This window comes from Clostridium sp. AM34-11AC (genome assembly GCF_003435375.1).
Lineage (GTDB): Bacteria > Bacillota > Clostridia > Lachnospirales > Lachnospiraceae > Pilosibacter > Pilosibacter fragilis.
The window spans coordinates 218,719-231,382 of record NZ_QWGL01000001.1 but is presented as its reverse complement, the minus strand read 5'-3'; the positions used below and the strand labels follow the sequence as shown (position 1 = coordinate 231,382).

Genomic DNA, 12,664 nt, shown 5'->3' with positions numbered 1-12,664 from the left:
TACAATATGTCCTTTAGAACTTAAAAAGAAGGTAACAGATGATGAAAAAAACCATATCACAGTGTATGATCGTGAAAAATGAAGAAAAAAATATCCGCCGCGCCCTTTCCTGGGGGAAGGATATCATGTGTGAACAGATTGTAGTAGATACAGGAAGCAGTGACCGTACTGTGGAGATTGCCAGGGAAATGGGGGCAAAGATATTTTTCTTTCCATGGATCAATGATTTTGCTGCTGCCAAAAATTTCGCCATTGACCAGGCAAAAGGAGACTGGATCGCCTTTCTTGATGCAGATGAAAGCTTTACACCGGAGGATACAAAGAAGATACCGGAGATATTGGAATATGTGGGAGATGATGTAGACGGCCTTCTTACAGGGATCGTAGATCTGGATGAAAACAACCATATTACAAGCGGCGGAACCATGATCCGATTTTTTGTAAACCGGCCGGACCTGCGCTATGTAGGAAAAATACATGAACACCTGGTCAGAAAAGGAAGATCCGGACTGCATCTGACAGATGCTACAGAGCAGCTGGCTTTTCTCCATACCGGTTACCAGGAACAGGAGAAGAAGGATAAGTCCAAATTTGAAAGGAATCGGAACATCATCCTGGAGATCTTAAAACAGGAGCCTGAAAACTGTGATTATCTTGGATATCTGGGAGATACCTATTCTTCAGACGGAAAAAATGAAGAAGCAAGGGATGCATACAAAAAGGCGGTGGCAGCCATGCCGGAAAAACTGGGGGTATATGATCAGCGAAGTTCTTATACCTATACAAACCTGTTAAGGGTCTCCCAGTGCCTGAACGCACCGGAAGCCGAGGTGGAAGCTATTTACAAAGAAGCAGTGGAAAAGCTTCCGAAAGAGCCTGATTTTGACTGTGTTATGGGGGACTGGTACTGGAGAAAGGGGCAATATGAAAAAGCGGTACAGATGTATGAACTGGCTATAGCAAAGCTGGAAACCTATGGAACAGTGAACAGGGGGATCATTACCACCTCCATGCTGATCCAGATGTATGAGTGTCTGGGAGAAGGCTGCAGAAAGCTGGGAGATTACCAGAAAGCGGTCCGCTATTGTGTGATCGTACTGAATACTGACCACAAAGATATGAATGCGCTGCTGACTCTGATCAACTGTTTTGCAGAGAGCAATGTCAGCGCAGAAGAGGTAGTCCAGTTTTTAGGGAAGATTTATGATTATTCTGATATAAAAGACAAGGTGATCCTTCTGCGGGTGGCTATGGCAATGGGCAGAAAGGATCTGGAGCGGATGTTCAGGGGAATCCTCCTTCCTCAGGAGAGGGAAGAGTTTGATGCAGCCATGGAAACGGCCCAGAGCGGGGCACCGCTGTCATAGACTTTTTTCAACTCTCCCATGAGAAGAGGAAGCTCCCATTCACAGGTGCTGTTAGCAAAGCTGTTAGGATCTGCGATAGAAACATTTCCGTCAGGAAGGAGCTTTGTGATCAGGACAAAGTGACCGTTTTGCGTCAGGCTTCCCTTACCCATAAGGGCGACCAGGATATGACCGGAAGAAAGAAGGGAAGCTGCGTTCTGGGGCGAATGGTCTGTTACAGATTCTACCTGAAAGCCATATGCAGTAAGGACAGATGGGATCAGACTGTGATAGGAGCCGCTCTGGGGGGCATAATAGCCATTGGCAGAAGACCAGTCTGCGATCGTTACCGGGGTAATGGCTTCTCCGTCATTTGTGAAGCTGGAGATGAGCATGGCTGCAGCAGTAGGACCACATCCATACTGCTGCATGGGATCTGAACCGCCGTAGAGATAACTGCTCCAGCGGGTATCTCCCTGATTATAGTAGTACATCGGTCCCATACTGGTATCCAGGATGGCAGCATCATAAGAATTGCCATCTGATCCCGGCTTTGCCTCCATATGCAGGTTTTCTGCTTTTCCAAGGATCACAGGAGATGTATTTGCAGTCACAGAAGATGTATCTGGGATCCCCTGTGTCCTGGAAGTATCCTCTGAAAGCTCTGTTTGTTTTTGGATTTTTGGTTCTGGCTGGGTCTGCTTTTTAAGAAAGTCTTCCAGTTCATGAAATTTCTGGCCACTGGCAGTCTGTACAAAGGAAATAGCGGATCGTGCGTCTTTTATGATCTGGGAAGAAAAGCCTGGGCAAAAATAAAAGCTCAGGCTGGCAGTGATCACCGAAACTGTACCGGTAATGGAAAGCTGGATCATCGTTTTCGCAAGTTGGAACTGTTTCAAGGTTTTATTTATCTGTTTTTTTTGATTCTTTAAAGTTCTATCTTTCATTTTTATCCATTTATTTCTTATCCGTTAACGAAGGGATACACGGGCCAGGACAGTCTGACCAATGGTATTTAAAGGACACTGCTGGCATACAGCGCCAATCTTATGTGCCTCCATAGGCATGCCGTAGACAACACAGCTGTTCTTGTCCTGTCCGATGGTATAGGCGCCGTTTTTGCGCATGCGCAAAAGACCGGCAGCTCCATCTGCTCCCATTCCTGTGAGAAGAACGCCGATGGCGTGTTCCCGCACATGTAATGCAACTGAGTCAAAAAGCACATCCACGGAAGGTCTGTGTCCGTTTACCTTTTCTCCTTCCTGTACACTGACTGCATAGGAGTTTCCAAGAGGTACCACACGCATCTGCAGACCTCCGGGAGCTAAAAGCATGAGACCTTTGCGGATCCGGTCCCCGTTTTTCGCCTCCCGTACTTCCATTTTGCAGATCCTGTTTAAGCGCTCTGCATACATGGCTGTAAAACCGGCAGGCATGTGCTGGGTGATCACAACTCCGGGAGTATCTGCAGGAAAATTCTTTACTACCTCGAGAATGGCTTCTGTACCTCCGGTAGATGCCCCGATAGCGATCACGGTTTCAGGGGAAGCACCCAGAGGAATCTTTGGTTTCTGCAGGAAAGTATTTCTGGCAGGAGGTAAAGAAGAAACCTTGCGGATACCACCTGCCTGAGGGTCTGCAGGAGCAGAAGGAAGGTGTACGTGGGAAGCAGCCGCTACCATGAGTTTGGAACGGAGCATAGAAAGAAAGATCTCTTTAGACAGTCCATTGGTTTCATCCGGTTTCCGTACAAAATCCACAGCTCCGGCTTCCAGGGCATCAAAAACCCTCAGGTTCAGGGAAGATACCAGGATCACCGGGATAGGGTGGACGGGAAGCAGCTGCTTTAAAAAATCAATGCCTGACATTCCCGGCATTTCAATATCCAGGGTAAGCATATCCGGCTGCAGCAGCGGGATCTTTTCCTGGGCGTCAAGGGCATTTACTGCATATCCTACAACCTGGAAGCGGTCATCCTCAGAGAGAGAATGGATCAGCCAGGTGCGGAACAAGGGTGAATCATCCACCACCATTAATTTTAATTTATGATCCATGATCATAATGCCTCCTTAATAAGATAGCTGTAACAACGTATGAGATAACCTACGGGATCAGATCTTTCGGTAAATAGCCGGTTCAATATAGGAAAACGGGCAGCTTTCCTTATCCAGGCTTTCAGAATGTCCGATAAATAAGTAGCCTCCCGGAGCGGTAGCATCATAAAAGCGCCTTACCAGTGCCGCCTTCGTAGGACGGTCAAAATAGATCATCACGTTTCTGCAGAAGATCAGGTCAAACTTTTTGCGGAAATGGATGGGATCCATCAGGTTAAAGGAACGAAAGATCACATTTTTCCTTAAAGCATCTGAAACAGTATAGGTTTTATCTCCTATGGGAACAAAATAGCGTTCCTGCCAGGAAGGCGGAAGCTCTTTTAAGCTTTCAAGGGAATATCTGGGATCCATGGCAGAATCCAGAACACGCTGGGAAATGTCCGTAGCAAGGATACGGGTATCCCAGCTTCCGGGAATAGCGGAAAAATATTCTTTCAGATACATAGAAATGTTATAAGGTTCTTCACCGGAGGAGCAGCCGGCACTCCAGATCGCAATAGAACGGTCCCGGGAATGCTTGTTTGCAAGCTCAGGAAGAATCTGCTTCTGGAGAAAGTCAAAATGTTCTTTTTCCCGCATAAAATAGGTATAGTTGGTAGTCAGCTTGTTTAACATAACAGAAACCATCTCAGGATCTTTACCTGAGATGATCTCATCTATGTATTCTGTAAAACTATGAAACCCTTTCTGCTGCAGCATATTAGTAAGACGGCTGGTGATCAGCTGTTTTTTGTGGCTCAGATTGATACCATAGTGCTGTTGGATATAAGTGTAAAGACGGTTAAAATCCCCGTCACTTAATGTAAGCATTGTATGACCTCCTTAGGAATCGGATGTACTCTCGGAGTCTTTCCTGCACCTGCCTTTGCGGCTGACAAAAAATCTTCTCGCAAAATCAAGTACAAAAAGATTCCGGGAGTACATTAAGAGCTGACCAGGGACTTGCAGTCAAAAGACATAAGCACAGTCCCATTTTCAAGTGTGATCATACCATCTAACAGCTTCTGTCTGCGTTTGATAGGGATCGGACGTACATCCTGAAGATCAATATCGATCACCTGCTGCACAGAATCCACAACGATGCATACAGGAAGATCGTCTACATTTAAAACGATAAAGCAGGTCTTACTGTTATATTCCAAAGCAGGCTTGCCCATATAGAGCCGTATATCTACTACCGGAAGGATCTGACCACGCAGATTGATGATTCCCTTAATATAATCAGGTACCAGTGGAAGATGAGTGATCGCACAGTCATTGATGATCTCCGTTACGTTATTGATACTTAAAAACAGAGTCATGTCTCCCGACTCAAAGGTAAGACAGCGTTCAACGGACTGGTTTTCAGCCGGTACGTCTGTCCGGATATTTGTTTCTGTTACTTCAGCCATTTTAAAACCTCCTGTTTACGCATTCTCTACAGCTATGGAATATAAGCTGAGGATATCCAGAATGATGCTGATATTGCCATCACCCATAATGGTACAGCCGGTGATGCCGTGGTCTTTCAGGTTAAATTCACTGAGAAAAGCAGGAAGCGGCTTTACTACCACCTGCTGCTCGCCGATCAGATCATCTACAAACAGGCAGTAAGAACGGTCATTTGCTTCCACCCATAAAAGGATACCGTCTTCCATCTGGGTAACCTCAGTTGGAAGGTGATAGAAGGAATGGAGGCGGACGATAGGATAAAAATGGTCAACACGTTCTACCATTTCATTGCCATATTCATCTTTGATCACCTGATCTGCTTTTACCTTAAAGGACTGACGGATATTGGCGATCGGTATAGTAAAAATAGAATCACCTACCGTTACTTTCATTCCATCTACAATAGCCAGAGTCAGCGGGATCTTCATGGAAATCGTAGTTCCTTCACCGTAGGTACTGGATACAGAAACGATACCGCCTAAGGATTCTACATTTTTCTTTACAACATCCATTCCAACACCACGACCGGAATATTCAGTTACCTCTGTATTGGTGGAAAATCCGGGAAGCATGATCAGCCCCAGGATCTCCTTCTGGCTGTATTCAGAATCAGGCTTGGTCAGCATGTTCTTTGACCGGGCTTTTTCAAGAATCTTCTGGGGATCCATGCCATATCCGTCATCTTTAATGGAGATAACAACCTCACTGCTGGTATGGGAAGCGGAAAGTACGATCTCGCCCTGGGGATCCTTACCGGCAGCAATACGTTCCTGGGCTGTTTCTTCAATCCCATGATCCATGCTGTTACGCACGATATGCATGATAGGATCCTGTATATTGTCTACGATCGTCTTATCTACCTCTGTATCTTCACCTACAATGGTCAGACGGACGTCTTTTCCCAGGCTCTGCTTCATATCACGCACAATACGGTTCATTTTCTGGAATACGCCGGAAATCGGGACCATGCGTAAAGACATGGCAATATCCTGCAGATCATTGGTGAGCTTACGCAGCTGACGTGCAGATTTCATAAAATTATCCCTGTTGTCCCTTGGCAGCAGGTTTAATTCAGGGGAAGATGTGACCATGGATTCAGTGATCACGATCTCACCAACAATATCCATCAGGCTGTCCAGCTTCATCAGGTTGACGCTGATCAGATTCTGCTTGACCGGGGCATGGGAAAGCATAGGAGCTGCTTTCCCGGCAGCTGTATCTGTGGATGCAGGTGCTGGTGCCGTGGGTTTGGAAACAGATGCCTTTTTTTCCTCAGCTTTTGCAGGAGGAGCGGCTTTTGGGACATTTACAAGCTCATAAGATCGGATGTGGTTCTGGGTTTTTAAAATCCCTTCAGCCTTAGAAGCGTCTTCACTGGAGTCAAAAGCAAGGAAAAAGCCATTTTCTGCGATCTTCTGTGAAGTATCCGAATCTGTTTCCATATCACTGGGATAGAAACGAAAAGTCACTTCACATTCCCTTACTGCATTTACGATCATATAAGCCCGCAGATTCTCCATTCCCACGCCTTCTTCCAGAAAAACATGGAAAAAGCAGGCTGCATCCTTATCATCAGGGAGAGAAGCAGGAGCTGCAGCACCAGGAGCTGCAGCACCAGAAGCTGCAGCACCAGAAGCTGCAGCACCAGAAGCTGCAGCACCAGAAGCTGCTGCACCAGAAGCTGCAGCACCAGAAGCTGCTGCACCAGAAGCTGCAGCACCAGAAGCTGCTGCACCAGAAGCTGCAGGTGCAGCCTGTGAAGCTTCCGGCTGTGCAGGTGCAGCGCCGCTGATCTTCTTCAAAAAAGAATTGATCTCATTGGAGAACGCATCAATATCAGTAGAAAGAGGTACTCCCTGTTCTACTTTCTCGATTTCGCTTCTTAAATAATCCTCTGAACGGAACATCAGGTTGAAAAGCTCTTTCTTATGTTCAGGATCCAGAGTTTCGATTCCTTTATCACGGATATAAAAAAATACATCTTCAATATGATGGGCGATCGTGGAGATCGAATTAAATTCCATCATTGCAGAAGAGCCTTTGATCGTATGCATGATACGGAAGATCTCATTTACGTCATCGGTGGAAAAATCACCGTTTTTCTCATCAGCAACCAGCATTTCGTCTAACTGGTCTAAAAGATTGTTTTCTTCATAAAGGTATGTATCCAGAATACTGCTGTCCATACCACTGCTCATATTGTACACCGCCTTTTTTCATAATAATCAGAATAGTATTTCTTTTAACTTTATCGGCGGTGGTTGAAAATGGATAAGGGGATTTCAAAAAAGAAACAGTAAGTTGATACAACAGTTATAAAAAAAAAGAAAACGCCGATAAAATTATCAGAGATAGGATATCTGATCATTTTTGGAGGAAACCGTAAAAATGGCGATCAAAAGAAAAGAAAAAAGAAGGCTTTTGCAGACAGCGGCCCTCTTAATGCGGGCAAATGAAAGAGTGTTCATGGGATTCGGCCAGAATACAGAAGAAGTGATGATTGATGCTCTTTCACAATCTCAGGAAACAGCACTTTTGTTGGGAACAGAGCTGGAAAATGTGGGAAAAGCAGATCTGGTCCCCCTTCTGGAAGTATATTGTGAAGATCTTTATGAGATGAGTCAGAATCTTCACAGTAAAAAACAGATTGCAAGGCGGTATAAAAAAATAAAGAAAGAATTGAAACTTTTATATGAACGTATGGAGAATGATATGGAAACAGACCGTCTCTGTTTTGTCTTTCTTCCATATAAAGTGTCTATGTGGGATTCTATGGAAACCGTCTGGAAAGCGGCAGATAAGGATCCGGATTGCGATGCCTATGTTGTACCGATCCCCTATTTTGATAAAGACCAGGACGGGAATCTGGCAGTAGAACACTACGAGGGAGATCAGTATCCATCAGATGTTCCTATTACAGATTACCGCACATTCCGCCTGGAAGATAAGAAACCGGATGCGGTGTTTATCCACAATCCCTATGACCAGAACAATAGATTGACCAGCGTCCATCCTGATTTTTATAGCAGCAGATTGAAGAAATATGCAGATCAGCTTGTATATCTGCCTTATTATACCACACCAAGTACTGGAAACGTAGAATCTGCGAAACGCCAGGCGAGAAGCACCGGGTTTGTCATTGAGCCGGGAACTATTAATGCAGACTGCTTTGTTACAGCAACAGAGCAGGAAAGAGAACTGTTTATCAATATTTTGTGTTCCGGACTCAAAGGAGTTCCAACAGAGCAATGGGAAGAGAAGGTACAGAACTTTGGATCACCAAAGATTGAACGAGCCCGAAGTACGAAAAGACAGGACAGTTCTCTTCCAGAAAAATGGAGGGAATGTCTTTACAGACCTGACGGAGCTAGGAAAAAGACTGTATTTTATAGTCTGTCTGTAGAGGCACTTCTGACCCAGCCAGATATGATGCAGAAGATAGAAGCGGTACTTCAATATTTTAGAAACAGAAAAGATCTCGCTTTATGGCTTCGTCCTCATCCACTGTATGAACAGACACTGGAGGTGATGCGGCCCCAGTTTTTACGGAAATATAGAGAACTTCTGGCTTCTTATGAAGAAGAAGGCTGGGGAATCCTGGACAGCGGATACGATCTTGATCTTGCCATTGCTTCCTGTGACTGCTATTACGGAGATTACAGCTCTGTAGCCCAGTTGTTCTGGGAAACAGGAAAACCGGTTTTATATCAGGATTCCCTGGTAAGAGAAAAGGAATGTAAGATACCATGCTGGCCGGGAGCTTTTTGGGAAGATGAAAAAGAAGTGTGGTTTGTTCACGGAAAAGTAAACCTGCTGTTTCATTATGATAAACAAATGGACAGACTTTCCTGCATAGGAAAGATTCCGGGAGAATTGGCATTTAAGGGAGACCTGTTCCGTTCTGTTGTACGGGTAGAAGACAGACTGTATCTTGTCCCATATTTTGCCAGAAACCTGGCCATTTACCATATAGATAAGGATCAGTTTGAGTCCGTACAGATCCGTGATGCAGAGCATTTTATAGAACAGCCGTTATTCCTGAAAGGCTTTCAGAGAGGTAATGTACTATATTGTATGCCTGCATGGTACAACAGCATCCTTTGCATAGATCTTACTTCCGGACATATAACCTATACAATGGTGGACAAGAATAAAGTACGTGGTATTCCGGGGGTATTTGGCGGGGCTGTTTCTATAGGCAGAAACATTTTATGTCCGCAGACTTATAAAAAACGATGGCTGATCCTGAACACGGATACAGGAAAAGTATCCTGGTGCAGTTTTGCAGATCCGGAAAGGGAAATCACTTCGGTTACAGTTTGTGGTGATACTCTGGTATTTTTCGATGCCAGAACAGGATGCATCCTGAAAGAAACCAGAGAAGAGGGAAAAATAGAAGAGCTTTTATATATTGACAGCAACGAAATACAGCTATATGCAGTATCCGAAAATGAAGTGATCGCAGATGATCTGGGATCAGGAACCTATTTAAAGTTTTGTCTGGATGGAACAGTGGTTTGGAGAAAGGAACGGAAAGAAGAAAAGACCGTATTAGGCAGCAGATTTAGGAAAGTTACAGAAGGAGAAAAAAACTGTGATATCCGTTTTACAGAGCAGGAATATCAGGAATGGAATTCTCCGTCAGCAGCAATTTATAAGGATATCCTTCCCACAGATCTGTATTATGTAGAGGAGGAAAATGAAGTCCTCACGCTGGACAAATGGCTTTCTCTCTGTGACCGGATCCAGATGCCAGTACCAGATGATAGACACAGCGGAGAAATGATCAAGGACTATGTAAAAAGCAAGCTTGCAAATGGATGAAAAGAGAAAAATCATGCAAAGTTATTTTGAAAGTGCATTGCCCTATCTTGAGGTTTTTTATCAGCCGATCTACAATTTAAATGAAAAGAAACTGAATGTTGCAGAAGCACTTTTACGATATGATGATGGCCACCATCAGAATATTGAACAGGTGATCCGCAAAGCAGAGGAAATGGGCTATGTCAGCTGTTTTGATCTGTGGGTTTTAAATAAAGTGTTAGAACAGCTGCCAGAGCTGAAAAAAAGAAACATTGAAAGAATAAATGTAAATCTGTCCCCGGTCACATGCTCCAGCGTGGAATCAGAAAAGAAAATCTTTGCCATGCTAGATCAATGTACATCAGATATATCTGCTATATGTTTTGAAATCACAGAAAGTAATCAATTACAGAATATGCAGCAAGTCATTAAGCTGGCAGAAAATTTGATAAAAAGAGGATGCCTCATAGCTATTGATGATTTTGGAAAAGAAGAGTCAAATCTCCTGCGGCTTATGCAGATACCGTTTTCTGTGTTGAAAATAGACAAGGCAGTTACATGGACTATAGATACAACAAGTTTTTCAAAAGACCTTATTTCGGAGATCATATATTTTTTGCACAAATATGGGATCCAGATCACGGCTGAGGGGATAGAAAACCAGCTCCAGGCGAAAGAACTTTCGGATATGGGCTGTGATTTCCTTCAGGGTTATCTGATCTCGAAGCCAGTATCGTTTGAAGATTTTTGTGCATTTATAGATGCTCATAATAAAAAAGAGTCTGCAGGATGGAAAGAAACACTGGAAGAAGCAGGAAAAAAGAACCATAGAAAAGAAAAATGAAAAACCAAATATCCCTTATGATTTTTCGCTACTTGCCGAATAATAAAAGTAGGGATTAAATTCCACAATATTCCACGAAAGAAATAACAAAGAGAGGGAAGGAACATGAAGAACCGTAATATGAAGCAAAAAATCACGATTGCTTTTGGAGCAGTAGTCATCTGTTTTTTTGTAACAGTTGGCGCGCTGTTTTATGGAATGATCAACATCAGCACACAGTATAACCAGTTCTATAAAAATAACCACGAAGCGATCGTACGTGTAGACAAGGTAAAAATCTATATGCTGGCAACAATCCAGAATCTGACGCAGGCTATGATTGATGATGACCCCACCGCCACAAAAACATATCTTTCAAACGTTGATTCGTATAGAGACGGCCTTGCGGAGAACGCAGGCTGGTTCATGGAGCGTTATAATGGAGATATGACACTGGTAAACCAGTTTCATACACAGCTTCAGGTAACTTCTGAGGTCACAAACAAGATCTTAGAGTATCTGTCCACTGGTTCTGACCGTGCGAAAGAGCAGGCAAGGCTCACGTTTATCGATGAGTTTGACCCGGAAGTGTCCAAGCTGGAAGGAATTCTGGATCAGTTTAGCGATCAGGTGACAGACCTTGTTGGTAATGATTACAATTCTTCCATGAAGACCAGAACCATCCTGTTTATTGTAGGGATCATAATTGTTATCGTTGCACTGATCCTTACCGTTATTATGGCAACGATCCTGATACGTTCCGTAGTAGAGCCGGTAAAACAGTTGCAGGAAGCTATGGAAAAAATGAGACGCGGTAATATGGATATTGATATCGAGTACAAGGCAGAAGATGAGCTTGGAAGGCTTTCCGATGATTTGCGGTCTGTAGCAGCGTTCCTGAACGCGGTAGTGGCAGATGAGACAAATATCCTTACAGAGATGAGCCGCGGAAACTTTAATGTTTATTCTTCTATGTCAAAGGATTATGTAGGAAGCTTTGTTGCGATCTATAACTCTATGGTTCTTCTGAGAGATAATTTAAGCAGTACGCTTTCGAGTGTTACCCAGTCAGCTGATCAGGTGGCAGCAGGCTCCGATCAGGTATCCTCCGGAGCACAGGCATTATCCCAGGGTGCTACCGAGCAGGCTTCTTCCGTGGAAGAACTGGCAGCGACCATTAATGAGATTTCCAATAATGTTGAAAAAAATGCTGAAAATGCAAAGGCAGCCAGCGACATGGCTGATAATGTAAGAGAACAGGCAGGAGAAAGCAGACAGCGTATGCAGGAGATGCTTTCTGCCATGACGGACATCAGCAACAGCTCCAGTGAGATTGGAAAGATCATCAAGACGATTGAGGATATTGCATTCCAGACTAATATTCTTGCTTTGAACGCAGCCGTAGAAGCAGCCCGTGCAGGAGCAGCAGGAAAAGGATTTGCAGTAGTAGCAGACGAGGTTCGTAATCTTGCAGGAAAATCAGCAGAAGCTTCAAAGAATACTTCTGCTCTCATTGAAGGTTCTCTTCACGCAGTTGACCGTGGTACTAAGATCGCAAATGAAACAGCCAAGGCATTGCAGCAGCTGACCGAAGGCGTTCAGGGAGTAGCACAGACCATTGAGGAGATCTCTTCTGCCAGCGAGTCACAGGCAGTTTCAGTAAAACAGGTAAATGAAGGCATCAGCCAGATCTCCAGCGTTGTACAGAGCAATTCTGCAACTGCAGAAGAAAGCGCTGCAGCCAGTGAGGAACTTTCCAGCCAGGCACAGATCTTAAAGGATTTGGTAGGTAAATTCACATTGAAGGATGGTTCTGCGGATCCTGTATCACATACAGCACAGTCAGGCAAGACAACAGGAGAAACAGGAGAAAAAGAACCGTCATCCCCTATCTCTTATGAGGATAATGACAAATACTAAGGCTGTGGTTAAAAAAGAATAGATAGTGTGTATGAGCCCACAGCAGATTTTATTTTCTGTTGTGGGCTTGATTAAAGTTGGAAAGGAAACTGAAAAATAGCAGAGCCAAGAAAATTATCACCGAAAGAATTCAGGACGATGCATCTGTTAGAGCTGGATATGCTGGAGGAATTGGACCGGGTATGTAGAAAATATGATATTAAATACTGTATTACCTATTCCAGTAG

The 12,664-nt window shown here is 44.1% G+C and carries 9 protein-coding genes; 4 read left to right on the top strand and 5 right to left on the bottom strand.

Annotated features, from left to right (window positions below; genetic code table 11):
* The first annotated feature begins 38 nt into the window (after positions 1–38).
* Positions 39–1,367: a glycosyltransferase gene (locus DW826_RS00990; RefSeq protein WP_117551768.1), complete on the top strand. Its 1,329-nt coding sequence runs from the start codon at positions 39–41 to the stop codon at positions 1,365–1,367.
* Here the strand turns inward: DW826_RS00990 and DW826_RS00985 are convergent.
* From DW826_RS00985 to DW826_RS00965, 5 genes are all read right to left on the bottom strand, one after another.
* Positions 1,304–2,245 carry a C39 family peptidase gene (locus tag DW826_RS00985; RefSeq protein ID WP_242994018.1) on the bottom strand — a complete coding sequence of 314 codons (942 nt, stop codon included), beginning with the start codon at positions 2,243–2,245 and terminating at the stop codon, positions 1,304–1,306. The genes DW826_RS00990 and DW826_RS00985 overlap by 64 nt on opposite strands.
* Before the next feature lie 72 nt (positions 2,246–2,317).
* Positions 2,318–3,406, bottom strand: coding sequence for a chemotaxis response regulator protein-glutamate methylesterase (locus DW826_RS00980; protein ID WP_347472264.1), 1,089 nt, complete (start codon positions 3,404–3,406; stop codon positions 2,318–2,320).
* Between the two features lie 51 nt (positions 3,407–3,457).
* Entirely contained in the window at positions 3,458–4,270 is an 813-nt protein-coding gene (locus tag DW826_RS00975) for a protein-glutamate O-methyltransferase CheR (RefSeq protein ID WP_015553176.1), read from the bottom strand.
* A gap of 113 nt (positions 4,271–4,383) precedes the next feature.
* Positions 4,384–4,851 (bottom strand): chemotaxis protein CheW, encoded by a 468-nt coding sequence (locus DW826_RS00970; RefSeq protein WP_117505533.1) that lies wholly within the window; start codon positions 4,849–4,851, stop codon positions 4,384–4,386.
* Between the two features lie 15 nt (positions 4,852–4,866).
* Positions 4,867–7,089, bottom strand: coding sequence for a chemotaxis protein CheA (locus DW826_RS00965; protein ID WP_117551766.1), 2,223 nt, complete (start codon positions 7,087–7,089; stop codon positions 4,867–4,869).
* A 190-nt stretch (positions 7,090–7,279) separates the two neighbouring features.
* Here DW826_RS00965 and DW826_RS00960 point away from each other — a divergent pair, with 190 nt between their 5' ends.
* The 3 genes from DW826_RS00960 (at position 7,280) to DW826_RS00950 (ending at position 12,437) form a co-directional block, all read left to right on the top strand.
* Positions 7,280–9,715 carry a hypothetical protein gene (locus tag DW826_RS00960; RefSeq protein WP_117551765.1) on the top strand — a complete coding sequence of 812 codons (2,436 nt, stop codon included), beginning with the start codon at positions 7,280–7,282 and terminating at the stop codon, positions 9,713–9,715.
* Positions 9,708–10,538: an EAL domain-containing protein gene (locus DW826_RS00955; protein ID WP_117503679.1), complete on the top strand. Its 831-nt coding sequence runs from the start codon at positions 9,708–9,710 to the stop codon at positions 10,536–10,538. The genes DW826_RS00960 and DW826_RS00955 overlap by 8 nt, the downstream gene beginning before the upstream one ends.
* A gap of 105 nt (positions 10,539–10,643) precedes the next feature.
* Entirely contained in the window at positions 10,644–12,437 is a 1,794-nt protein-coding gene (locus DW826_RS00950; protein ID WP_117551764.1) for a methyl-accepting chemotaxis protein, read from the top strand.
* Positions 12,438–12,664: the final 227 nt, after the last annotated feature.

Excerpts from the sequence above, each read along its gene's own strand:
- DW826_RS00990 (WP_117551768.1), top strand. The coding sequence starts at position 39 with ATGATGAAAAAAACCATATCACAGTGTATGATCGTGAAAAATGAAGAA.
- DW826_RS00980 (WP_347472264.1), bottom strand. The coding sequence starts at position 3,406 with ATGATCATGGATCATAAATTAAAATTAATGGTGGTGGATGATTCACCC.
- DW826_RS00975 (WP_015553176.1), bottom strand. The coding sequence starts at position 4,270 with ATGCTTACATTAAGTGACGGGGATTTTAACCGTCTTTACACTTATATC.
- DW826_RS00970 (WP_117505533.1), bottom strand. The coding sequence starts at position 4,851 with ATGGCTGAAGTAACAGAAACAAATATCCGGACAGACGTACCGGCTGAA.
- DW826_RS00965 (WP_117551766.1), bottom strand. The coding sequence starts at position 7,089 with ATGAGCAGTGGTATGGACAGCAGTATTCTGGATACATACCTTTATGAA.
- DW826_RS00960 (WP_117551765.1), top strand. The coding sequence starts at position 7,280 with ATGGCGATCAAAAGAAAAGAAAAAAGAAGGCTTTTGCAGACAGCGGCC.
- DW826_RS00955 (WP_117503679.1), top strand. The coding sequence starts at position 9,708 with ATGGATGAAAAGAGAAAAATCATGCAAAGTTATTTTGAAAGTGCATTG.
- DW826_RS00950 (WP_117551764.1), top strand. The coding sequence starts at position 10,644 with ATGAAGAACCGTAATATGAAGCAAAAAATCACGATTGCTTTTGGAGCA.